Annotated in this window: 21 protein-coding genes; 9 read left to right on the top strand and 12 right to left on the bottom strand. The window is 42.9% G+C overall.

From position 1 onward, the window contains the following. Positions 1-84: 84 nt before the first annotated feature. Both ACMXYO_RS03780 and ACMXYO_RS03775 read left to right on the top strand, forming a co-directional pair. Positions 85-510 (top strand): YchJ family protein, encoded by a 426-nt coding sequence (locus tag ACMXYO_RS03780; protein ID WP_415887140.1) that lies wholly within the window; start codon positions 85-87, stop codon positions 508-510. Between the two features lie 291 nt (positions 511-801). Further along, positions 802-3,636 carry a DUF349 domain-containing protein gene (locus ACMXYO_RS03775; protein WP_415887139.1) on the top strand — a complete coding sequence of 945 codons (2,835 nt, stop codon included), beginning with the start codon at positions 802-804 and terminating at the stop codon, positions 3,634-3,636. A gap of 57 nt (positions 3,637-3,693) precedes the next feature. On the opposite strand, the gene phbB is transcribed toward ACMXYO_RS03775, so the two are convergent. The 6 genes from phbB to ACMXYO_RS03745 form a co-directional block, all read right to left on the bottom strand. Then, positions 3,694-4,443, bottom strand: a complete 750-nt coding sequence (phbB, locus tag ACMXYO_RS03770; protein WP_415887138.1) for an acetoacetyl-CoA reductase — start codon at positions 4,441-4,443, stop codon at positions 3,694-3,696. A gap of 511 nt (positions 4,444-4,954) precedes the next feature. Beyond that, entirely contained in the window at positions 4,955-6,067 is a 1,113-nt protein-coding gene (locus tag ACMXYO_RS03765) for an ABC transporter ATP-binding protein (RefSeq protein WP_415887137.1), read from the bottom strand. A 3-nt stretch (positions 6,068-6,070) separates the two neighbouring features. Next, complete coding sequence (locus ACMXYO_RS03760; RefSeq protein WP_415887136.1) at positions 6,071-7,720, bottom strand: ABC transporter permease; 1,650 nt, start codon at positions 7,718-7,720, stop codon at positions 6,071-6,073. 109 nt (positions 7,721-7,829) lie between these two features. Further along, positions 7,830-8,882: a Fe(3+) ABC transporter substrate-binding protein gene (locus tag ACMXYO_RS03755; RefSeq protein ID WP_415887135.1), complete on the bottom strand. Its 1,053-nt coding sequence runs from the start codon at positions 8,880-8,882 to the stop codon at positions 7,830-7,832. 89 nt (positions 8,883-8,971) lie between these two features. Next, positions 8,972-9,946, bottom strand: coding sequence for a sterol desaturase family protein (locus ACMXYO_RS03750; protein WP_415887134.1), 975 nt, complete (start codon positions 9,944-9,946; stop codon positions 8,972-8,974). A gap of 69 nt (positions 9,947-10,015) precedes the next feature. Next, positions 10,016-11,413, bottom strand: coding sequence for a DUF4856 domain-containing protein (locus ACMXYO_RS03745; RefSeq protein ID WP_415887132.1), 1,398 nt, complete (start codon positions 11,411-11,413; stop codon positions 10,016-10,018). Positions 11,414-11,608: 195 nt separating this feature from the next. On the opposite strand from ACMXYO_RS03745, the gene ACMXYO_RS03740 reads away from it, so the two are divergent. After that, on the top strand, positions 11,609-12,316 hold the full coding sequence (locus tag ACMXYO_RS03740; protein ID WP_415887131.1) for a 16S rRNA (uracil(1498)-N(3))-methyltransferase: 708 nt from the start codon (positions 11,609-11,611) through the stop codon (positions 12,314-12,316). Here the strand turns inward: ACMXYO_RS03740 and ampD are convergent, their stop codons facing one another. Further along, on the bottom strand, positions 12,317-12,862 hold the full coding sequence (gene ampD / locus ACMXYO_RS03735) for a 1,6-anhydro-N-acetylmuramyl-L-alanine amidase AmpD (RefSeq protein WP_415887130.1): 546 nt from the start codon (positions 12,860-12,862) through the stop codon (positions 12,317-12,319). A 101-nt stretch (positions 12,863-12,963) separates the two neighbouring features. Here ampD and nadC point away from each other — a divergent pair, with 101 nt between their 5' ends. Next, entirely contained in the window at positions 12,964-13,809 is an 846-nt protein-coding gene (gene nadC, locus ACMXYO_RS03730) for a carboxylating nicotinate-nucleotide diphosphorylase (RefSeq protein ID WP_415887129.1), read from the top strand. An 82-nt stretch (positions 13,810-13,891) separates the two neighbouring features. Here the strand turns inward: nadC and ACMXYO_RS03725 are convergent, their stop codons facing one another. Both ACMXYO_RS03725 and ACMXYO_RS03720 read right to left on the bottom strand, forming a co-directional pair. Next, positions 13,892-14,233, bottom strand: coding sequence for a hypothetical protein (locus tag ACMXYO_RS03725; RefSeq protein ID WP_415887128.1), 342 nt, complete (start codon positions 14,231-14,233; stop codon positions 13,892-13,894). 178 nt (positions 14,234-14,411) lie between these two features. Beyond that, the gene (locus tag ACMXYO_RS03720) at positions 14,412-14,927 is read right to left on the bottom strand and encodes a pilin (protein ID WP_415887127.1); all 516 of its coding nucleotides are present in this window, start codon (positions 14,925-14,927) and stop codon (positions 14,412-14,414) included. A gap of 248 nt (positions 14,928-15,175) precedes the next feature. Between ACMXYO_RS03720 and pilB the strand changes: the two genes are divergently transcribed. From pilB to ACMXYO_RS03695, 5 genes are read left to right on the top strand one after another with little or no spacing between them, the layout of a single operon-like run. Next, positions 15,176-16,891, top strand: coding sequence for a type IV-A pilus assembly ATPase PilB (pilB, locus tag ACMXYO_RS03715; protein ID WP_415887126.1), 1,716 nt, complete (start codon positions 15,176-15,178; stop codon positions 16,889-16,891). Between the two features lie 16 nt (positions 16,892-16,907). Beyond that, a complete protein-coding gene (locus ACMXYO_RS03710; RefSeq protein WP_415887125.1) occupies positions 16,908-18,128 on the top strand; it encodes a type II secretion system F family protein in 1,221 nt (406 codons plus the stop codon). A 12-nt stretch (positions 18,129-18,140) separates the two neighbouring features. Further along, a complete protein-coding gene (locus ACMXYO_RS03705; protein WP_415887124.1) occupies positions 18,141-18,989 on the top strand; it encodes a prepilin peptidase in 849 nt (282 codons plus the stop codon). Between the two features lie 3 nt (positions 18,990-18,992). Then, on the top strand, positions 18,993-19,595 hold the full coding sequence (coaE, locus tag ACMXYO_RS03700) for a dephospho-CoA kinase (RefSeq protein WP_415887123.1): 603 nt from the start codon (positions 18,993-18,995) through the stop codon (positions 19,593-19,595). Further along, positions 19,595-19,822: a DNA gyrase inhibitor YacG gene (locus ACMXYO_RS03695; RefSeq protein WP_415887121.1), complete on the top strand. Its 228-nt coding sequence runs from the start codon at positions 19,595-19,597 to the stop codon at positions 19,820-19,822. The genes coaE and ACMXYO_RS03695 overlap by 1 nt, the downstream gene beginning before the upstream one ends. On the opposite strand, the gene ACMXYO_RS03690 is transcribed toward ACMXYO_RS03695, so the two are convergent. From ACMXYO_RS03690 to secA, 3 genes are all read right to left on the bottom strand, one after another. Then, entirely contained in the window at positions 19,800-20,759 is a 960-nt protein-coding gene (locus ACMXYO_RS03690; protein WP_415887120.1) for a Nudix family hydrolase, read from the bottom strand. The genes ACMXYO_RS03695 and ACMXYO_RS03690 overlap by 23 nt on opposite strands. Next, entirely contained in the window at positions 20,759-21,979 is a 1,221-nt protein-coding gene (gene argJ, locus ACMXYO_RS03685) for a bifunctional glutamate N-acetyltransferase/amino-acid acetyltransferase ArgJ (RefSeq protein WP_415887118.1), read from the bottom strand. Before argJ ends, ACMXYO_RS03690 begins: the two co-directional genes overlap by 1 nt. Before the next feature lie 70 nt (positions 21,980-22,049). Then, positions 22,050-24,794 carry a preprotein translocase subunit SecA gene (gene secA / locus ACMXYO_RS03680; protein ID WP_415887117.1) on the bottom strand — a complete coding sequence of 915 codons (2,745 nt, stop codon included), beginning with the start codon at positions 24,792-24,794 and terminating at the stop codon, positions 22,050-22,052. Positions 24,795-24,897: the final 103 nt, after the last annotated feature.

The raw sequence follows: 24,897 nt of genomic DNA, 5'->3' as shown, positions 1-24,897 counted from the left end.
TGGTTATTAGCTATATATTTTAAAAGAATAGCCAATAAAACGCTCTGTATTTCAGATTAACATTTCAATGTTAAGGGTTCACCCATGTCTCATAATCAGGATGTAATGAACAAAGTTTGTCCCTGTGGTTCCAACAAACCTTTTGATTACTGCTGCAAACCTATCGTACAAGGGCAAAAACCTGCACCAACGGCGGAAGCATTGATGCGATCCCGCTACACAGCCTTCGCGCTGGGTGCTATCGATTATCTAATCAATACCACTGCACCAGAAAACCGCGGCGAAGACGATGCCGAAATTTTAGCCGACCAAGTGAAATACACTAACTGGACAGGTCTAACAATTTTGGACACAAACCAAGGCAATCGATCTGACGAAACCGGAATGGTTGAGTTCGAAGCCAATTTCGAAACGGATGATCAAAGTGGTACTTTGTATGAAAAATCGAACTTCCGCAAAGATGATGGATTCTGGTTCTACGTCGACGGTGATGTAGAGGTTAGGACCTAGTAAGAAGACAATTTTTCATCTTTCATAAGGGCCCGGTAAGCAAAATTTGCTTTTTTTATCCGTGCCCTTTCCCAAAGACCTTCTATTTCTTGGGCTTAGCAACAAACCCTAACTCTGTAATAGTCTGGGTTTGCCTTTTCTTTTGTCACAGTCTCTCAAAAAAAACTCTCTTTGCTGGCACATTATCTTAATGTCAACGCTGTCAGAATCCTAATTCTCAGGTAGAATATTGGCCCTTAAAGGTAGCGCGTTCCATCATATATACGCGTAGCCGTAGAAGTACAGGTCACTATGCTAGCAAGATTTTTAAAGCCCAATTGGCAACATGCCAAGCCCGAAAAGCGGATCAAAGCGATTGCAAAGCTTCGCGAAACTGATGCCGATGCTCAAACGATCCTATCGCAGCTAGCACTGAAGGACGAGGATGAAACAGTACGTTTAAGTGCTACTGAAAAGCTATCCGACCTCAATTTATTAGTCCAGATCAGCCAGAACGACCGTTCTAGCAATATCCAACACTTAGCTCTACACCGAATTAGCCAGATCCTTCTGAGCCAAGAAGATACGCCGCTTCAGGAAGAAAAAAGCTCCGCACTAGCCTACATTACTGATGGCGATCTACTGACCCATATTGCTCTTAATAGCCAAGACGAACGGCTTCGTGAGCAAGCCGTCATGCAAGTTACTGACGATCATGATCTTGTTCTTATCGCAGAGAAAAGCCAACGGGCTAGCTTGCGCGTCCTAGCTGCCGGACAGATCAATAGTGAAGAGATTCTTGAGCAGCTCCAAAAGGCAGCTCGTAATAAAGATAAAGGCGTCGTTAAAGTCACGAAAGAAAAGCTTCAAGTCATTCGTGAACAAGAGAAGCTAGAACAAGCTCAACAAGAAGCAATCCAGAAACAGTTAGCGTCTATTCAACAACTCGCTACAACTGAATTCTTCCCGCTGTATTCCGCGAAGATGACTGCTATTGAAGCCGACTGGGAAAAACTTCGCGCTTCAACGAATGAAGAACAACAAGAGTTTTTCCAAGAAAAGCTAGAACGTTGTTCCGAAACAATCCGGAAGCATGATGCAGAACAACAGGCTCAGCAAGAGAAAGCTGCTCAGCTAGAGAAGCAAAAAGCGCAAAGCCACGCTGTTTACTCTGAGCTTTGCATTCTAAAAGAACAAAGCACCGCATTACCCGCAGATCAGGAACAGTTAAAATCATTCCAGTCTCGATTGGAATCGCTTTGTACTGATTGGACAGCAGTTAAGCAATACAGCAGCAAAGATGAGCAGGCTAGCTTCGATAAAATCACCGCTCAATTAAAGAACCTATTGGTTTCTTATTTTCATCTGCTTGAAGCTGAAAAGAAAATTAAAGCTCTGTGTACTGTATTGAATGGTTCATCTGAGATAGAGCCATTAAACAAAGCCGCGCAAGAAGCTACACAACTGATAAATAAATTTAGCTGGCCTAAATTACAAGAGAAGCCTGCTTCACTAACACAGCTAGAAGAAGGCTTAGCTAACGCGAAGTTACGCCTAGACGCCGATAATAATCATGCGCTACAGCTACAAAAAGAGCTTAGCGATGTCTTAGATGGACTAAAATCTGCAATTTCATCCGGCGAAATTCGCTCGGCAGATAAGCAAATTAAAAAAGCGGAACAACTAAGCAAACGCTTAAATGGCAATCTAACACCAGAGCTTGAACAGCGCATTAAAGCACTTGGAGCCGAACTCCAAGAGATTAGGGATTGGCAGGCTTATGCAGTTGCACCGAAAAAAGAATCCCTATGTGAAGAGATGGAAGCGCTTAGCCAATCCAACCTTGCAGTACAAGATTTAGCGACCCAAGTTCGTAGAATTCAGAAAAAGTGGAAACTACTTGATGCGACCGATTCTGTTCATTCGCAACAGCTTTGGAAACGTTTCAAGAAGGCCTCTGACACTGCATATGCCCCTTGTGACCAGCACTTTGCTCAGCAACGGGATATTCGCAAGAGCAATTTAGAAAAGCGCCACCTGATCTTAGAGGAGCTAAAAAACCTGCAAGCACCTCAAGAAGAGACTGTCGAAAGCTGGAAAGACTATAGTCATCAGATCCACCAAGCGAAAACAGAATGGCGTAATTATTCCCCTGTTGATCGTGCTCCAGGTAAAAAGCTACAAGTTCAATTCGATCAACTGCTAAAAGAGCTAGATGCTCCGCTAAAAGAGATTCGACAAGCGAACGCCAAAGAAAAGCAAAGTTTAATCGCCGAAACAGAGCAACTTCTGCAAGCAACAAATCTTCATGATGCAACAGAGCAGGTTAAAGAGCTGCAAAAGGCTTGGAAACTAATTGGCCCTGCTCCACGTAATCAGGAACGAAAGCTTTGGAACCAATTCAGAGAGAACTGCAGTCAAATTTTTGAAATGTATTTCGCTGATAAATCATCATTGAAAGAAGGCAGCTCTCCGTCACAAAACAGCAATGCTTTAGAAAAGCAGTGCAATGAACTTGAACAGCTGATTGAAACCGGTGCCAGTCTAAACAATCTACAAGAATTGCTTGGCTCGATGCAACAGCATCTTCCAGTAGAGGACGAAACGCTATCTGAGCGTATCGAGAAAGCGATTAACTATGTGCAGCGCCAAAAGCACGAGTTGAAACAATTTGAGTCTGAGCCATATCTGACGATTCAGCGTAAAGCAGAGATTTGTGAACAGCTTGAACATGCAATTTTGGATGAAACGACAAGCGACTGCTTAGACTCACTACGAGAAGCTTGGGAACACGAACCTGCATCACCTTCTGATACATCAGATATTGATCAGCGCTTTGCTGTTCTGCTATCTCTGATCTCTAATCCAGATCAAATGGATGAGATGATCAATACCCAAGAGCAACGTTTGCGTCATCTGTGCATTCGCTTGGAGATCGCAACTTCTCAGCCTTCACCACCGGAAGACCAAGCACTGCGCATGGAATATCAGATGGAGCGCTTACAGCAAGCACTAGCTGAACAAAAGCAGGGCTTTAATCTCAGTGAGATCAAACAACTCGAACAAGAATGGCTAGGAATACCTTTTGCTGCTCATTTCGAAGAGTTCAATGAACGCTTTGAAGAAAGATTGCAGCAAGTACTCTAAAAAGATTAGAAACAAAAAAACCGCTAAAAGCGGTTTTTTTATATAGGCTATTCAGCTTTATGACATATGCAAGCCGCCATTCACCGACATATCCGCACCTGTGATATAACCAGAATGCTCGCCACACAAGAAATTACACATGTGACCAATCTCTTCAGGCGTACCAAAACGACCTACAGGGATACCAGCGCAAATCTGATCTTGAATCTCTTGAGCGATCTTCGCCACCATTGCAGTTTTAATATAACCAGGCGAAACCGTATTTACCGTCACACCTTTACGTGCGACCTCTTGAGCCAAGGCTTTAGTGAAACCATGAATACCTGCTTTTGCTGCAGAGTAGTTACACTGACCAAACTGACCTTTCTGAGCGTTTACAGAAGAGATATTGATGATACGGCCCCAACCGCTATCAATCATGCCGTTGATAACTAAACGGGTCATATGGAACATAGAATCAAGGTTTGCTGTTAACACCTCATCCCACTGTTCCCAACTCATCTTTTTAAACTGACCATCACGTGTGATACCGGCGTTATTTATCAGAATATCAACAGTGCCGCCCGTCAGCTCTTCAACTGTAGCTATACACTGAGCACATGACTCAGCATCAGTCACATCACCGTAAGCTACATCAATCTCATAACCTGCTTCTTTTTGCTCTGCTTGCCAAGCTTGAGCTTTTGAATGGTCTCCACCACTGTTGTAACCAGCAACTACTCGAAATCCACCATCAACCAATTCACGGCAAATCGACGTACCTAAGCCACCTGTTCCACCTGTTACTAGGGCAATTTTTTGACCCATGTTACATCCCCTTTTTACGCATTTGTGCTTTGTAGTAATTATTTATGGTCCATCATTTCCAAGTTAAGAATACCCACCAGCTTGAGGCTTTGAATAAGGTATTTCATAAGTTGGTTATATATCGATCATAATCCGATCTCTTCAACGATAATAATATGACTTTGGTTGAAGAGTAATAAGGATAATCCAATACTATGAAACAAAAGTGACAAAGCAATACAAATAAGGAAGTAGATGCAACGCAGCATTAATCTTCACTACAGCATCGACAGCAGCACAAGAAATTAATAGAACAAACAATAACAGGAATTAAAAAATAAAATAAACACTTGTTTTTTCAGCAGGTTAAGAACCAAAACCACATCAGGATTGAGAATTTATTTATAGGCAAAAAAAACTATTAAACTATCAATTTTTTACCGCATAGCAACAACTGTTAGCAATATTGTGAAGCTAACAGTTTTAACAGTTTAGAACGACGTAAACAGAAAGTTTAAGGGTAAACGCTTATTTAAGCACTGGCAGCAGGTACTACATCTGACTCTTGAATCTCGCAAACTCCCGATTCCGGATCGCAAATTGGAAGAACTACAAGGTGATCAAATTCAATTTTTAACCCAATACGCTCACCTACATCATGATCATGATGGCAGGCCGTGATACAAGGTACGATTTCGCCATTATCCAATTGAACTTGGTAAAGGTAGTGCGAGCCTCTAAACCACTTACTGACAATGAGCCCAGTTATATCACTGTCTTCTTCATGCTGGATATCATCTGGTCGAATTAACAACTCAACTTCAGTCCCTGGCGCATAGACTAACTTTTCATCCCCGACCAAAACGCCCAAAGATGTTTCAACCGAATAAGCATCTTTAATACGCGCCTTAAGAAACTCTCCCAAACCGATAAAGTCAGCTACAAAGCGAGTTTTTGGTTCATGATAGATATTAAAAGCTGTACCCCACTGTTGAATAACACCCTGTTGCATTACGGCAATTTTATCTGCCATTGCAAAGGCTTCCATCTGGTCGTGAGTTACCAGAATAGCGCTCATCTCTTCTCGCTTGAGGATATCTCGGATCTCAGGCACTAGAGTTTCACGAAGGTTAGCATCTAAGCCAGAAAACGGCTCATCCAACAACAGTAGATCAGGCTTTGGTGCCATCGCACGCGCAAGGGCGATTCGTTGTTGCTGGCCACCCGATAAAGAGTGAGGGTAGCGCTCCTCTACACCCGGTAAACCGACAAGCTCAAGCAGCTCTGAAATACGGGCGGTCTTATCAGTTCTGCTCCAATTTTTGATACCAAATGCAATATTATCGGCGATGCTCAAATGCGGGAACAATGCGATATCTTGGAAAACCATACCAATGTTGCGCTGTTCTGTAGGCATACAAAATTGCGAAGTGGATAACTGCTGGCCCAACATGGATATCTCGCCCGACTTAACTGGCTCAAACCCTGCAATCGATCTTAGCAGTGTAGATTTACCACAGCCACTAGGCCCCAAGAGACAGCCAATTTCACCCTTTTCTAATCCCAAAGAAACATCATGCACAACCTCAATGTCACCATAGGCTAAGGTAACATCATCAATTAAAAGGTGTTTTGCTTGGCTCATAACTTAGTTTCCTGCACGCCCTTTAGATATTGAGCGGCTTAGTAAAATCACCGGTAATAGACCTACCGCCACTATCAATAATGACGCTGGCGCTGCATCGATCAATCTTTCATCTGACGCCAACTCAAACGCTCTAACAGCTAGCGTGTTGAAGTTGAAAGGCCTCAATATAAGAGTAGCTGGTAGCTCTTTTAAAACATCGACAAAAACAATCAGAAGCGCAGTTAATACCGAGCTACGCATCAAAGGTACATGCACCTGTTTTAATACTTGTAACGGCGTACAGCCTAAAGTGCGCGCCGCGCCATCTAGACTTGGTTTTATCTTTCCTAAACCACTCTGAATCGCGCCCAGCGAGACCGCTAAGAAGCGAACAGTATAAGCAAATAATAGCGCGACAATTGTCCCTGAAAGGATCAACCCTAAATCAATATCGAACCATTTTTTGGCAACCGCGATTAGTTGGTGATCCATCCACGCAAATGGGATGATAACCCCTATTGCGATAATCGTTCCTGGTAATGCATATCCCATCCCTGCCGTCGCAATAGAGAAACGTACACCCTTACTTGGCGTTAAGCGACCGGCATAAGCAAGTAACAGCGCAAAGCCTACAGCAATCAAGGCTGCTAAAAATGCTAAATAGAAAGAGTTCCAAGCTAACTCGACAAAATCACCATCCGATAGATCTGCCTGTGTAAAACTCCAATATCCAAGCAAGCCTGCAGGAATCAGAAAACCAAATAGAACAGGAAATAAACATACGACAAAGGCAAAAAATGCCTTACCGCCTTTCAACTCAATTAACTTAGCCTTGGCTTTATATTCTGCTGAAGAGTGATACCGCGCTTTACGGCGAGAATATTTTTCGACTAAAACTAAGAGTGCTACGAATCCAAGTAGAAAAGCTGCTAATTGAGCAGCAGCAGCGGAGTCGCCAAAACCATAAAAGGTACGAAAAATACCAGTAGTAAAGGTACTAACGCCAAAATACTGCACTGTGCCGTAATCAGCCAATGTCTCCATCAACGCCAGAGTTAAGCCAGCAATGATTGCAGGACGCGCTAAAGGTAAGGCTAATTTAAATAACCCCTGCCACTGGTTATAGCCAAGTGTTCTGCTGACTTCCAAAGTACTGGCGGATTGCTCGAGAAAGGCTGCTCGGCTTAACAGATACACGTATGGATACAACACTAAAGCCAACATCACAATCGCTCCACCTAAAGAGCGAACTTCGAAAAACCAATACCCGCCATAGCCTAGTCCGGTGATATCTCTGATTAGGGTTTGCACTGGGCCAGCATAGTCCAATAAGCCCGTATAAGTGTAAGCAATGATATAGGCAGGGACAGCTAAAGGCAGAAGCAGAGCCCAAGCAAACAATTTGCGCCCAGGGAATTCGCAAACGCTTGTGAGCCAAGCGGTTGGGATACCTAGAAGAAGAACACCAAACCCCACGCCGAGCATGAGTAGCAATGAATTACTGACGTAATCAGCGAGGACCGTGTTGTATAGATGAGAGAAAACATCTGCAGAGCCGTTAAAAACAAATCCAACGATTACAGCAATCGGCAGTAACAACAGAAAGGTCACAACGAAAGAACTCGTCGCAAGCCAGTTTTGTCCAAATTGTTTGAATTTAACTGCAGGCATTATTTTTACAGGCTCTGAAAAAACAGAAAACGCCTGTAAGACTTCTCTGCAGGCGCTTAGGTCAAGCTATTCTATCACTTAATAAACAATTACTTGATAGTAAAATAGATCACTTCCAACCAGCGCGGTCCATTAATTCAACTGCGCTACGGTTATTTTCACCTAGCTTGCTCAACACAATATCGTCAGCAGTAAATTCACCCAACCCAGCCAACGTGTCAGACACTTTAGCAGTCGTTACGACAGGGTATTCGTTATTCACCTCTGCGTACCAAGCCTGAGACTGGTCAGAGGCCATAAATTCCATTAGCTTCACAGCATTTTCAACATTACGAGCATGCTTAGTTATACCTGCGCCACTAACATTCATGTGAACACCACGGTCAGCTTGGTTTGGCCAAAACGTTGCCAATTTAGCTCCAACTGCTTTCTTTTCAGCATTTTCGCTATTCAACAAACGACCAAAATAGTAAGTGTTTGCTAACGCGATATCACATACGCCTGCAGCAGCGGCTTTTAGCTGATCAGTATCACCACCTGAAGGTGGCTTAGCGAAGTTTTTCACTAAACCTTTAGCCCAAGCTTCAGTTTTCTCTACGCCGATAGCATCGATCATAGAGGCAACTAAGGATTGGTTATAAATATTATTGGAAGAACGAACACAGATACGCCCTTTCCATTTTGGATCAGCTAGATTTTCATAAGTGGACAACTCTGAAGGATCGACTTTACCTTTTACGTAAAAGATCGTTCTTGCACGCTGTGACATGCCATACCAATAGCCATCAGCATCTTTAAGACTTTGCGGAATAACTTTATTTAGAGTGTCGCTTCCAGACACCTGAAGAACACCAGCACTCTTAGCGCGGTGTAAACGACCGGCATCGACAGTAACAAACAGATCAGCAGGGCTTGCTTTACCTTCTACCTCAAGGCGCTTTAAAAGCGCATCAGCTTTACCTGTAACAAGGTTTACATTGATACCTGTTTCGTCGGTAAAACGATCTAGAAGCGGTTTAATCAAGGCTTCTTTACGTGCCGAATAAACATTTACAACACCTGCTTCTTGAGCAAAAGCAGATGTAGGCAATAAAGCGGATACAGTGACAGCAGCAACAGCACCAACAGAGGAAACAATCTTAGCTAAAGCATTTATCTTCATTAAAAACCTCAACACTCAACAATACAAAACGTGTCTTAAAGTAAGAATAGAATCATAAACGATAACCGTTATCATTGATATATATCTATTCAATTATCATTTGCTACTTTTGGCTTCGATATCGGCCTTAAACGACTTAACAGTGATTTAAACGGCTGAAAATAAAGATAGAGAACATTTTGCTCATTCGCCTCTACTTTTCTAGAAATACCAAACTCTAATTTCTGATCTCGTTCAGAATGAACCAGAGTACCTGTCCAACGATCCCAAACCGCCAAGATAACCCCATAGTTTTTATCAAAATGCTTAGGCAAGGTTGAATGATGGATCTGATGCTGCGCAGGCGAGATCAACCATCGCTCTACTCCGCCCCAATAACCGATCGCTATCTGGGAATGACGCAAATTGGATCCCAGCACATTAAATAGAAAGGTCGTTACAACCACACCGTAAAACATAAATAGATCAACACGATCACCGAACAGGAATGTAAATACTGCGATTAAAAAACCTTGAACAAATATCGATCTAAATGAAAACAGAATTCCTTCAACTGGATGGGTACGAAATACTGTGATCGGCGTTAGAACCCGCGCGGAGTGGTGGACTTTATGAAACTCCCACAAAAACGGTACTTCATGCAGAAGCTTGTGTACAAAAAAACGGGAGAAGTCATTCAGGATAAAGTAACTGAATGTGAATAGTGCAGTTATAGTCCATAGTGGCCAGTCATTACCAACTGATTGATAACCCCACCACTCATGAAATTTAAAAAACAGCCATTCGAAAACAACCGCATGTGTTAACAGCAAAGGCGCTATAAATAAAAAAGAGAACTTGTTGATCAGAAAAATAAGGTAATCAGCTTTCGCTGATTGCGACCACCAAACCTTGGCGCTAAAGATAATCGAAATCGCTTTAGCAAAAGAGACTCGTTTAGTTTGAACCAACCAAACGACAGCAATAACAAGAGCTGCTAACAAGTAGCCCCAATAGACGCGTTTTTTACTATTGGTAAAGTCCGCTAGCACTGAATTATAGAATTCAGAAAAGATCTCGAGCATAGCCCCCTCAAATACAAAAAAACCAGCCCTGTTAGCAAGGCTGGCTTTTATCAATTGCTCTGTAGCGAATTAGTCGTTTTCTACGTAACCGCCAGAACCCAGTTTGTCAGCTAGAGCGCCCATGTCACCAAGAACATCTTTGTTACGCGCTTTAACGCCAAACTGATCAACCATCAACTGCTGAACTTTAAGCATGTGTAGCATGTACTGCTTCATGTCGCCAGAAGACGCTTGGATGTAGTTACCTTTGTCGTCTAGACCAACAACTTGCGTATTACCCAGCAATACAGGGCTGAAACCGATCAAACGGTTAAGTTTAACAGCCGTTTCACCAAGGTTTTTATTACCTGTTTGAAGTGCTAGTGCGAAACCTTTCAACTCACCCCAGTGCTTAGCGTAAGCACGGAATGCAGGAGCAACATCGCCGTTAGTTTCAACTAGCTTGTTGATCTCTTTAAGGTCTTTGTAAGTAGAGCCTGCGTATTTGAATACAGCTTCTGCGATAACCATTTCCCAGTTATCAGCGATAGTCGCAGCGTGAGCTTTAAGCTCTGTACGCTGCTTATCAGTTAGTGCTTCACCTTTAGCATCTGTGATCAGCTGACGACCATCAACGAAAGCCTGCATGATATTGTGCAGGTAAGTTGTTTTACCGCCCTTATCAAAGCCAGCTGCGTAATATGCGTGAGCGTATGTCATCTCATTGTAAAGAGATACTTTACCGTCTTTGTTGAAGTCAGCTTTAGCAAGCGCACCTTCTTTCTGCTTAGCGATGTTGTAAACATCTTCTGCTGTCAGGTTAAGCGTATTCGCTGGTGCACCGAAGTAACCAAAACCTTCGTCCCAAGCGTGCTCTTTACCTGTGTAATGCTTACCTTCTTTGTAAGGCTTGTTGTTTGGTTTTTTGTCAGCATCTAGCTTTTCATCTAGGTAGTTATCTACAGCCTGATTGTAGAATACTGCACCCATTGCGAACTTAGAGATAAGCTGACGGTAGTCGTAACCTGTTAGAGGGTCATAACCTTTGTCAGAAGCTGCTGCTTTCTCGATCATGAAAGTAATTACTTCAGGACCTGTCATGTTACCAGGCCAGCCTGGTACAGCACCTTTAAACGTTTTACCGGATAGGTTTTTGCCTTTAGAAATCTCGTCTACAGAAGTCTCTGCAACTACGAAGCCGCCCTTAGTTGCTGGAGAAAGGATCTCACGACCAGCATCTTTACCTTCGTAGTAAGCAAGCATTTTTGCTTTAAGCTCAGCGTTTGGCTGACCGTTACCTTGGCCTGCCAATTTTTTCAAAGAAGTGTGAAGAACCTGACGTGCAGCCTGACCCGTGTAGGCAACAGAATTAGTAGCATCACCTTTGTAACCTTTTAGAGTTACAGGGAAATTGTCGTAATTTTGAGCCGCATTAGCACCTAGTGCAGTAACCATAGCAACACTAGCAACAAGAACTTTAAGCTTCACAGAAACCCCCTTCATGGATTCACAGAATATTGATCGCTTATACAAGATGGCGCAAAGATATCACACGCCAAAAGATAACGCTACAGATAAACATTCTCATTTAGATAAACATCTATTTTTTTGATTAGAGTTAAAATTAGCCTTAAATGCCCTAGACCAGTACACTTTAGCCTCTTCTATCTACCTGATAATTCCATGAACCTAATACTAATTAATACAGCTGACTTTGTAGCAAGCGATACTGCAGTTCTAACAGATCATCGTTTTGAACATATTCGCACAGTGCATAAACCTGAGATTGGAGCCCTACTCAATGTAGGCCTACTCAATGGAGCTATTGGTAAGGGAGAAGTGTTAGAACTCAATGACAACTGTGTAACGCTAAAAATATCACTAGAAAAACAACCTCCAGCCGCGTTACCTCTAACCCTAATATTGGCCTTACCCAGACCTAAAATGCTGAAACGGATACTACAAACTGTCTCAGCCATGGGCGTAAAAGAGCTTTATCTGATTAATTCCTATCGAGTAGATAAGAGCTATTGGAGCACGCCAATACTGAATCAAGTAGAAGAGCAGTTAAAGCTTGGCCTGGAACAAGCTGGCGATACGATTATGCCGAGCGTTCATTTACGCAAACGCTTCAAGCCTTTTGTAGAAGATGAACTTCCAGAGATCGCGAAAAATACACGCTCTTTAATTGCTCATCCTTATAATGCCAATAGGTGCCCAGAACCAGAAGCAATCCCCACAACCCTAGCGATTGGCCCTGAGGGCGGCTTTATTGGATACGAAGTCGATAAACTCAATCAATGCGGATTCAAATCAATCCATATTGGCGAGCGCATCTTAAGAGTCGAAAATGCAGTACCTGTCTTGCTGGCAAAACTATTCCCCGTCTAATTAATCCAATAGCTTGCGATATCTTTGCCAATCAAAGGCTGGACCAGGGTCGGTTTTACGCTCTGGGGCTATATCGCAATGCCCAACAATCCTATTCAGCTTTATCTTGGGATACAGATCACGTAGTTGTTTAGTAAGAGCAACTAAGGCGTTGTACTGATCATCCGAATAAGAATCTACATCCGTTCCCTCTAGCTCTATGCCTATCGAAAAATCATTACAATTTTCTCTACCTTCAAAGATAGATACGCCAGCATGCCAAGCTCTACAGCCGGTTGGCACAAATTGGACAATATGACCACTTCGCTCAATTAGGAAATGAGCAGATACTTGAAGATCTTTTATCTCTTCGAAAAAAGGATCGATCGTTACGTCTAACTTGTTCTGAAAAAATTGCTGAATGTAGCCACCACCAAACTTACCCGGAGGCAAACTAATGTTGTGGATAACCAACAACGAAATATCGTTAGAGTCTGGGCGCTCATTAAAATTCGGAGAAGGCACAACCTCTACCCCTTTGTGCCAGTTTTGACCTGCAATATTCATTTATACCCTACCCGCTCTAGATCTATTTCGATAGAATCTGCATATTATCAGAGGCCCATTTGTAAAAGCCAAGCCTCATACATTTTCAATCAGGACCGACTATGTTGACCCGCGCAGAAATTCAGCACCTTATCCCAGACGCCGTTCGTTACGCTTTACAGGAAGATATAGGCAGTGGCGATATTACCGCACAACTTATTCCTGCTGAACAAACCGCAACGGCTCGCATCATCAGCCGCCAAGAAGCGGTTGTCTGTGGTATCGACTGGGTAAATGAAGTTTTTCGCCAAGTTGATCCTGAACTAGAACTAGACTGGCAAGTTGATGATGGTGACATCGTTCAACGTGACCAAGTACTTTTCTGGGCAAAAGGTTCTGCTAGAAACCTTCTAACAGCAGAACGCGCGGCTTTAAACTTTCTACAAACACTGTCAGGCACAGCAACTGTTAGTAAGTTCTACGCGGACAAAGTAGCTGGCACAACGGTAAAACTGCTTGATACTCGCAAAACTCTGCCAGGCCTTCGCTTTGCACAGAAATATGCCGTTACCTGTGGTGGCTGCTATAACCATCGAATTGGCTTGTTCGACGCTTTCTTGATTAAAGAGAATCATATTATGGCCTGTGGTGGTATCGACGCCGCAATTGCCACAGCTAAATCAAATGAGCCAGGCAAACCCGTCGAAGTTGAAGTTGAAACGATGAAAGAACTTCATCAAGCACTAGAAGCCGGTGCAGACATCATTATGCTGGATAACTTCTCTCTAGAAGCGATGAGGGATTCAGTTAAGCTTACTCGCGGCATCGCTAAACTTGAAGCATCAGGTGGCATTACTGACGAAACCTTACGCCCTATCGCAGAAACGGGCGTAGATTATATCTCTATCGGCGCGCTGACTAAGCACTGCCAAGCAGTAGATCTATCTATGCGCCTAATTGAAGGTTAATACCCAGATTACATTATTCTTTAATGAAAAAAGGCTGCACATGCAGCCTTTTTCATTTTAATTAACACTTAAAATTGATCGCTTACTGACAGCTATCTGCGGCTAGCTGATCCCAATCATCTTCTTTCTGAATCTTGACCACATCATAGATCTCTACAATGGCAGTCGTCACACCTTTGGCTTTAATAATTTCACATGCTTTAGCTGCCGCATGATGAGGATTAACAGTATCTGGAACAATACCAACAGCCATTACGGAATCATCATGCCACCATACAGGGCGTGCAGGAAATTCTGGCTGTTCGAGAATAGCGTTCTCTGCTGCGCTTTTAACTTGTGGAGTGAGCCTTTCAGTCGTATTGGCGATATACCAAGTCACACCAACACATGCCGCGATTAGAATAATTATTATATTTCGTTTCATTGAAAAAATCGTTTCTAGCTGAACATTAAGGAGCAAGACTAACACTCAAATAAGTAGAGCGAAATAGTTAGAAAGTAATGTGTAACAATAGGATCGATAGGAAAAGACATTTGGAAGGAAATACAAAAAAGGGCTATGTAATAGCCCTTTTTAAATTATTTATTAGAAACCACTGAAATTAAGTACCAGTAGTAACTGTTACAGCCGCAGTGCCGTTATCAAAACCGCCACCAGTTGCTGTGCTTGCAGTATCATCCTTACATGAACCAGGCAAATATTGATAAATTGTCTTAGATGGATCTGCTCCACAATCCCAGCTCTGAATTGTAGCACCTGCCGTAGCACCATTTGGTATTAAGAAAATCCAACCATTATTTACATCGGCATCAATAGACTGAGCCTGAACTGCCACCGCACCTGATGCGTTAGTAGCTATATTTGCCACATACTGCGTACCAGAATCATCTTCGCAACCCCATTCACCACCTGAAGGTAGGCCTGTGGCTGTATCAGAGCTCTGCACAACCTCTGTAATTGTCGTACGGCAAGAACTACCGGCAAGGACAACCTCGGACATGCGTGCTTTAATTGTATAGCTTTGGTAAGCAGGTAGTGCAATAGCTGCCAAAATGCCTATGATCGCTACGACGATCATCAATTCAATAAGGGTAAAACCCTGTTGTACTTTTTTCATTTTATTTCTCCAGCGAATAAAAATCCTTGGTATCAACCAAGTCCTTTGATTGTAGCGCATTTTTGACAACGCGCCAGTGACCTATTCGAAATTATTTTATAATCATAATAGTGCGCATTTTCAAATTGTCTTGCAAATGCTATTTTAAGAGACTAACGCACTGTAAATATAAAAGAATTGGCTTTATCTATAGTTATTGCCAAATAAGCATAAAAATAGTTGTCATGGAATGAGACGGGGGTCGAACTTTGCAACCTAGCCAACCATTAAGCGGACTAGCCAAACGATTGGTTAACGAAGGTGTATGTTCAGCCGAAGTTGCAGCAGACGCATCTCTTCAATCCAGAGAAAAACAACAAACCTTCATTTCATACGTTATCGAACAACGGTTAGTAAGTGCATACAGAGCCGCTGCCGCTGCATCCGAAGAATTCGGCATGCCTCTACTAGACTTAGACGCTCTGGATCCCGCTAGCCTCCCCCAAGGGCTTATTAACGATTCCCTTATTTCAAAACATCATGCACTTCCCTTACAAAAACGCGACAACAGACTCTTTGTAGCCATTTCTGATCCTACAAACATCCAAGCGCTTGATGAATTTAAGTTTCAAAGCGGCATTACCACTGAAGCTATTATCGTTGAAGAGGATAAATTAACCCGTGCAATTGAAGTATTTCTAGAAGGTCAAGATTCCGCTTTAGGTGAATTAGAAGATAGCGACCTAGATAATCTCGAAATCTCAGATGGAAGCGTTCCTGAACAGGAAGAACAAGAATCCGAAGAAGACGCTACCAAAGACGCGCCTATTGTACGTTTTATTAACAAAATACTTTTAGATTCCATTAAAAATGGTGCGTCTGATATTCATTTTGAACCCTATGAAAAAAGTTACCGCATCAGAAGCAGGATAGATGGAATCCTACAAGAAGTCGCCAAACCCCCATCTAACCTTGCTGCCAGGCTGTCAGCTCGTTTAAAAGTAATGTCACAAATGGATATTTCAGAAAGGCGCGTCCCTCAAGACGGCCGCATTAAAATGAAGATATCCAAAAAGCGTGCAATAGATTTCCGTGTGAATACCCTACCTACTCTGTGGGGTGAGAAGATTGTGCTTCGTATACTTGACCCTAGCAGCGCCAAAATGGGGGTAGAAGCGCTTGGCTTTGCCGATTTTCAAAAAGATCTGTATCTAACCACCCTCCATCGTCCACAAGGCATGGTACTCGTAACAGGCCCTACAGGTAGCGGTAAAACGGTGAGCCTCTATACAGGCTTAAATATTCTCAATACCGAAGAGCGCAATATCTCTACAGCAGAAGACCCTGTTGAGATTAACCTAGAAGGTATCAATCAGGTTCATGTAAACGCCAAAGTAGGCTTAAATTTCGCAGAAGCTCTACGAGCATTCCTTCGCCAAGACCCTGATGTCGTAATGGTTGGTGAGATTCGAGACCTTGAAACAGCAGAAATCGCCATAAAAGCAGCACAAACGGGTCACATGGTACTATCTACACTTCACACCAACAGTGCTCCAGAAACTTTGACGCGTTTACGTAACATGGGCGTACCAGCCTTCAATATAGCGACATCAGTAAGCCTCATCATTGCTCAGCGACTAGGCAGGCGACTCTGTGAAAGCTGTAAAAAACCAGTAACCCTCCCTGAAGTAACCTTAAGAGAAGAAGGCTTCACAGAAGAAGAAATAAGCAATCTAAGTTTATTTGAGCCAAACCAAGATGGCTGCAAAAAATGCAATAGAGGCTATAAAGGCAGGGTCGGTATTTATGAAATGCTACCAATGACTTCAGAAATTGCTGAAGTAATTATGGAGAATGGTAACTCTCTAGATATACTAAAAGTAGCCGAAGCTCAAAACTTCCAAAGCCTACGTCGCTCAGGATTAAAGAAAGTCGCGGAAGGAATCACCAGTCTTGAAGAAATGAACAGAGTCATCAAGACCTGATAACAGGAACTAATTTATGGCTAAAAATGCCAACATGTACACTTTTACCTGGCAAGGAAAAGATAAAAGCGGTAATAAAAGTAAAGGCAAAATTGATGCAATCAGCATAACCTCTGCTAAAGCACAACTGCGTAAACAAGGTATCTTAACATCCAAAATATCCAAGGAGCGTTCTGCGGGTTTATTTAGCGCGAAAAACAAACCAGTAAAACCCGTAGATATTGCATTTTTTACTCGCCAAATGGCAACCATGATGCGATCTGGGGTTCCACTTCTTCAAGGGTTAGAGATAACTGCTGGAGGCATCGAAAAACAAAAGCTAAAAGATATTGTTTATGAAATTAAAAATGATGTTAATAGCGGTACCGATTTTTCTACCTCTTTAACCAAACATCCTCAGCACTTTGATGACCTGTACTGCAACTTAGTTAACGCTGGTGAACAATCAGGTGCACTAGACGCAATGCTCGATCGTATTGCAACCTACAAGGAAAAGCTGGAATCCCTTAAAGCTAAAATCAAAAAAGCCCTAACCTACCCAACTGCAGTAATCATAGTAGGTATAATCGTTTCCGCGATCCTACTCGTTAAGGTAGTTCCTCAATTTGAAGACGTATTTAAGAGCTTTGGGGCTGAACTTCCCGCTTTCACAAAGTTTGTTATAAACCTTTCTGAAATCGCCCAAGAATGGTGGTGGATAGTTTTAATCGCTACAGCTCTATTTGGTTTCGCGTTCCAAAAAGCTACGCAAAAATCAGCTAAGTTTAGAGACAGTGTTGATAAAGCTATTCTGAAAATACCTATTATAGGGCAAATTCTTCATAACGCCTCTATCGCACGATTTGCTCGAACATTATCGACTACATTTGCTGCCGGTGTCCCTTTAGTCAATGCTTTAGATTCCGCGGCTGGCGCATCAGGCAACGCCCTTTACCGTGATGCAATCCTACAAATTAAGAACGGCGTATCAACGGGCCAATCCTTACAAAATGCGGTCACAATGACTGGTGTTTTTCCAAACATGACTATCCAGATGATCGCCATAGGTGAGGAAGCAGGTTCACTTGAAATGATGTTGGAAAAGGTAGCAGACTTCTACGAAGAACAGGTCGATAATGCTGTTGATAATTTATCCAGCCTTTTAGAGCCACTTATTATGGCTGTGCTTGGCGTTCTCGTTGGCGGACTTGTTGTTGCCATGTATCTTCCAATCTTCCAGCTTGGCCAAGTTGTTTAAAGATAAGAATTAATGAATACAATCATTTTTGATCCCGTGTTGGCTATCGCCTGCGCGTTTTTGTTTTCTCTTTGCGTCGGTAGTTTTTTAAACGTAGTCATACATCGTTTACCCATTATGATGCAAAAAGAATGGGAAAGAGAAATTAAGGACAACTTTGATATAGACCAAGAGCCATATAATTTATCAGTTCCAGCCTCAACATGCCCAAAATGCCAACACAAAATCCGCTGGTATGAAAACATTCCTGTCATCAGTTGGATTTTCCTTCGGGCCAAATGTTCATCTTGTGGGCTGCATATCCCTTTTCGATACCCGTTTGTAGAACTATTCACAGCTGTTTGCTCTGCGTACGCCATCTATATTTATGGCTTTAACCTTATTGGATTAAGCGTAGTAGTACTTACATGGGTACTGGTATGCCTGATTTTTATAGATATTGATCATCAACTACTTCCCGACCGTTTAACTCTACCTTTGTTATGGCTAGGTTTATTTGTTAACAGTTTTGGCCTTTTCAGTTCACTAGAACACGCTGTCTATGGTGCAATGGCAGGTTACCTAAGCTTATGGTCAATCTACTGGGCATTTAAACTACTAACAGGCAAAGAAGGTATGGGATACGGTGATTTCAAACTACTCGCAGCCCTTGGAGCCTGGGCTGGAGTCTATCAATTGCCGCTTATTATCCTCTTAAGCTCCCTCGTCGGTGCAATCATTGGTATTGGCATGATGCTATTTAAAAATCATTCATCTCAAAACCCTATCCCATTTGGGCCATATCTCGCGATTGCAGGCTGGGTAGCGCTGATATGGAGCGATACTCTTACGACAATCTACCTGCAACTTATAAGAATCTGATTTATGTACATTGTTGGTATCACCGGTGGAATCGGTTCGGGTAAAAATGCTGTAACTGACCATTTACAAAAGCTCGGGATCACAGTTGTTGATGCTGATGTAGTTGCACGCGAAGTAGTCGCAAAAGGAGAACCTGCACTAGACAAAATCGCTGAGCACTTTGGCAGTCACATTATCACTGATAACGGTGAATTAAATCGTACCGCTTTACGCAAAATAATATTCAGCGACAAATCAGCCAAAACCTGGCTGGAACAGGTACTACACCCGATCATTCGCGAGAGCATTAAACAGCAATTACATAATGCTACGAGCAGTTATGCAGTTCTTTCCTCTCCGCTATTATTAGAAACGGACCAGCACGAATTAGTTGATACTGTAATCGTTGTTGATGCATCAGTAGAGTTACAATTAGCTAGAACTGTTAAACGCGATAGTTCCAGCGAAGATCAGATAAAAGCGATTATGGCAGCTCAATTGCCGCGCCAAGATCGATTAAACAAAGCAGAAATTGTTATCGATAACAATTCAGATCTAGACAGCCTAAAGAAGCAAATTGTTAAGCTGCACACAGAACTTAGTAGATTAGCGGAAGCAACTAAATAATGAGTAGTACAAAAACCAAATGCCCAACCTGTTCCAAAGAGCAAGCTTGGGATAGCAGCAACCCTTTTAGACCCTTCTGTAGTGAGCGCTGTAAAATGATTGATTTAGGCGCTTGGGCAAGCGAAGAATATTCAATACCTGAATCAAAAGCTGCTAGTGATTTTAGCAGTGGAGAAACGGAAGAACAGATCGATAAAGATCAACCTATTCCTCCGACCATGCACTAATTGCAGCTATACCTTGTGCACCATTATCCACAGCGAGAGTTAGATCGCCTTTATCCATACCACCTAAAGCAAAAACTGGCACCACGCTAGACTTAGCTAATTCGGAAAAAGCATTCCAACCTAATGGTTCCACCTCAGGGTGCGATTGCGTATGCTGCACTGGTGACAGCATTATGTAATCGACCCCTTTAGCTATCGCTTCCGATAGTTCATCAGCGTTATGACAGGATGCACCCAGCCAACGTCCAGAGAACTCATTCCTATGGCTAAGCTTGTCCAGATTACTCATTGAAAGATGAACTGCCTCGAGAGCCAGCTCATTCGCAATATCTATCGTAGTGTTTACCGCAAAGAAAACATCCCTCACAGAGGCCGCATCCACTTGAGCATTGATGAAATCAATTGCTTTATCCAATGCTACTGAATCCGTCTCAAATAGCGGAGCTCGAAGGACTACACCTTCAGCCCCCCCCTTTATTGCTCGCATAATAGATACTTCAAGCTGTTGAAGATCTGAAAGATACGGCGTTATAGCAAATGCTTTCGGTAAAAGACAGGCATCCAAGATCGGTTTATTTGCAGCAGGAAACTCATAGCCTTCCAACTCATCAAGCTTCACCCAACGGACCGGCTGCCCTTCCTTACCCCAAGGCTCTCCCTCAAATTCAGTAATACTATAAACATCGAGTAAAACTGATTTATCAGGATAATGATAAGGAACCTCTATCAGCTTTTCTGCTTGGGTAAGTCTGATCCCCAGCTCTTCATCAAGCTCACGGCTTAAAGCATCAAGCACAGCTTCCCCTGACTCAACCTTACCACCCGGGAACTCCCACAAACCGCCCTGGTGTTTATCATCAGGGCGTTTCGCAATCAGCAACTCATGCTTACTATTCCAGATAGCAGCTGCTGCGACATGAACAACTTTATTAGCCATTAGCTACGGTAATCCGCATTGATGCTGACATAGTCATGGGAAAGGTCCGTAGTCCATACCGTCTCTGACACGTCACCACGATTAAGCACGACTCGAATTAGAATCTCTTCCTGATCCATAACCGCCTGACCAGCTTCTTCAGTGTAAGTAGCGTCTTTTCCACCCTTACTAACGATACAAACATCGCCTAAATAGATCTCTAACGCATTAAGATCTAAATTTTCTATCTCGGAACGCCCAACTACTGCTAATACACGCCCCCAGTTTGGATCTGAAGCGAATAAAGCCGTTTTAACTAGTGGAGAGTGAGCAATATCAAAAGCCGTCTTTAAAGCCTCCTGCTGCGTCTTAGCTAACTCAACCTTTACTGTCACAAACTTAGTGGCACCCTCGCCATCACGAACAATCGCATGCGCCAAGTCTTGCATAAGTTGGGTCAATTCAGACTTAAATAAGGCTAGTAGTGAGCTATTTTCTGCAGAAACGGATACACCTGATTTCCCAGTTGCAACCAACATACAAGAGTCATTTGTCGATGTATCACTATCAACCGTAATACGGTTAAATGAACAATTAGTTGCATCAGTAAGTAGTGTTTTCAATAAATCAGCATCTACCTGCGCATCTGTCGCCACATAACCCAGCATTGTCGCCATATTAGGCTTAATCATTCCTGAGCCTTTGGAAATACCAGTCAAAGTTACAACCTTGCCTTGGTACTCAAATTGACGACTAGCACCTTTGATTCGTGTATCAGTGGTTAAAATACCTTCTGCAGCCTCATCCCAACCTGATTCAGATAGAGCACTTTTAGCTGCAGGCAAAGCTGACACTAGCTTCTCTACAGGCAACTTTTCACCAATAACCCCAGTGGAGAAAGGAAGAACCGCCTCAACATCCGAAACGCAAAGCTTAGCGACCTCTTCACAGGTTGTAATAGCATCATTCCAACCTTCCTCACCGGTACCCGCATTAGCGTTACCTGTATTAACAATAAAATATCGCGTTGCTACAGTTTCTAAATGTTTTTTAGATATCTGCACAGGAGCTGCGCAAAAAGCATTTAAAGTAAAAACACCTGCGACATTAGCTCCTTCACATAACTCCATGAGAACAACATCTTTTCGACCTGGAGTTTTAATACCTGCAGAAGCTGTTCCTAATTTAAATCCTGCAACTGGGTGCATTTTTTCTGGAAATGTAGCTGGCCCGACTGCCATTATCTGTCTCCTAAGATGCAGAAAGCAGCTTAAAAGCTGCTTTCTGTGTTGACCAATAAACAGTTCACTCTTACGAAAGCTTACCGTGACACTGCTTGTATTTTTTACCTGAACCACAAGGACATGGTTCGTTACGACCTACTTTTCGACCATCTCGAACGAACGTTTCTGGCTGAGCTTGCTCTTCACCATTGGCACTTTCACTCTCTTCACCTGACATAGCAGAGCTATTGTCATGCTTAAAGTCCATCTGCTGTCGTTCAGCTTGCTCACGACGCTGCTGTTCCATCGCTTCAACATCTTCTGGCTGCTGAACCTGCACATGACTCAGAATACGGATAACATCACGCTTGATATTTTCAAGCAATTCTTGGAATAGATGGAAAGATTCACGCTTGTATTCTTGCTTAGGGTTCTTCTGTGCATAACCACGAAGGTGAATACCCTGACGCAGATGATCCATAGTCTGCAGGTGTTCTTTCCAAAGGGTATCTAGCACCTGAAGCATAACCTGCTTCTCAAAGTTACGCATTGTAGATTCACCCACTTGCGCTTCTTTCTGCTGATAAACCTCTAGCACGGTATCCTGCACTTTCTGATGCAAAGTTTCTTCGTGCAACGAATCATCCTGATCTAGCCACTCTTGGATAGGCATTTTAATGGAAAAATCTGTTTCCAATGCTTTCTCAAGTCCTGGAATATCCCACTGTTCCTCAAGGCTCTGCGGCGGAACAAATTCACTAAATTTATTCGCAACAACCTCTTCACGAACAGAATTTATAGTTTCAGAGATATCGTCAGTTGCCATCAAATCATTACGCTGTTCGTAGATGATTGTACGCTGATCATTTGCTACATCATCATATTCAAGTAATGACTTACGGATATCAAAGTTACGGCCTTCTACTTTACGCTGCGCTTTCTCAATCGCATTACTTACCATCTTATGCTCGATAGCTTCGCCACGCTCCATACCTAGCGCTTGCATCAACTGTCGTACACGGTCTGAAGCAAAGATTCTCATCAGGTCATCTTCCAGTGACAAGAAGAATCGAGATGAACCTGGGTCACCCTGGCGACCTGCTCGACCACGTAGTTGGTTATCAATACGACGAGATTCATGACGCTCAGTACCTACAATGTGTAGACCGCCATTTTCCAATACCTGTTGATGGCGCTTCTCCCAAGCAGCCGTCAATTCAGCAACCTGTTCTTCAGATGGGTTATCAAGTTCAGCTAATTCAGCCTCTAACTTACCACCCAACACAATATCGGTACCACGACCAGCCATGTTAGTCGCGATAGTCACCGCACCCGGACGACCCGCCTGCGCGATAATTGACGCTTCACCACCATGATTCTTTGCGTTCAATACATTATGCGTAATTTTTTCTTTCTTCAGTAATGAAGAGATTAACTCAGAAGATTCAATAGACGCTGTACCTACCAATACCGGACGCTCTGCTTCCTGACAAGCACGAATCTCCTTGATAATCGCTTCATACTTTTCTTCAACTGTTAGGTAGACTAGGTCGTTTTCATCTTTACGGGCAATGGGCTTATTAGTTGGAATTACAACAACATCTAGACCGTAAATCTGACGTAGCTCGAATGCTTCCGTATCCGCCGTACCCGTCATACCGGAAAGCTTGTCGTACAAACGAAAGTAGTTCTGGAATGTGGTTGATGCAAACGTTTGGCTCTCATTCTGAACCGATACACCCTCTTTTGCTTCAACCGCTTGGTGCAAACCTTCAGACCAACGACGACCTTCCATGATTCGACCTGTGTGCTCATCAACAATCACAACCTGATTGCCTTGCACAATATAATCGACATCACGTTGGAACAGGTTATGCGCTCTCAAACCCGCTAGCACGTGGTGCAGCAAGTTAAGGTTCTGAGGTGCATACAGGCTATCACCTTCACTCAAAAGGCCTTTTTGCGCCAACATTTCTTCAACAGCAGTATGACCCGCTTCAGTCAGTTCAACCGTACGGTTTTTCTCGTCAACAACGAAGTGCTCGTTAATCTCCTGCTCTTCGTCCTGAGGATCGATTTCACCATCGAATTTCTCTAACGAAGGTATCAACTCATTAATTGTGATGTATAACTGAGAACTATCTTCAGCTGGACCTGAGATAATCAAAGGCGTACGCGCTTCGTCGATTAGGATAGAGTCAACCTCATCGACTACAGCGAAGTTAAAGCCACGCTGCACTTTTTCAGCAGTACTGAAAGCCATGTTATCGCGAAGATAATCAAAGCCAAATTCATTGTTTGTGCCGTAAGTGATATCACAAGCGTAAGCAGCACGTTTCACTTCTGGATTTTGACCAGAAAGCGCAACACCTACTGTTAATCCTAGAGATTCATACAGAGGGCGCATCCATTCAGCATCACGCTCTGCAAGGTAATCATTCACCGTTACTACGTGAACGCCTTCAGCAGGCAACGCATTGAGATATACAGCTAATGTTGCCACAAGGGTTTTACCTTCACCCGTACGCATCTCGGCAACTTTACCGTCATTCAGTGTCATACCACCGATAAGCTGAACATCAAAATGACGCATACCCATAACACGCTTTGATGCTTCTCTTACCGTAGCAAAAGCTTCAGGAAGGATCTGCTCCAGAGTCGCGCCATCATCAAGACGCTGACGGAATTCAGCCGTTTTAGCCTTTAGCTCTTCATCCGTTAGTTTTTCTAGATCTACTTCCAACGCATTGATCGCCTTTACGATCTTACCCATGCGCTTCAATTCGCGATCATTCTTACTACCAAAAACTTTCTTAAACAGTCCTGTCAGCATATCTCGACTTATACCTGTGAAGTCTAAAACCTATAGTCCGCTCGATTAGCGGATAAAAATTAACTCAGCATTCTACCTTTATTGGGGGCAGAAAATGAATCTA

This window comes from Neptuniibacter sp. QD37_6 (assembly GCF_047778085.1).
In the GTDB taxonomy this organism is placed as follows: Bacteria; Pseudomonadota; Gammaproteobacteria; order Pseudomonadales; family Balneatricaceae; genus Neptuniibacter.
This window is presented reverse-complemented; position numbering and strand designations above follow the sequence as displayed.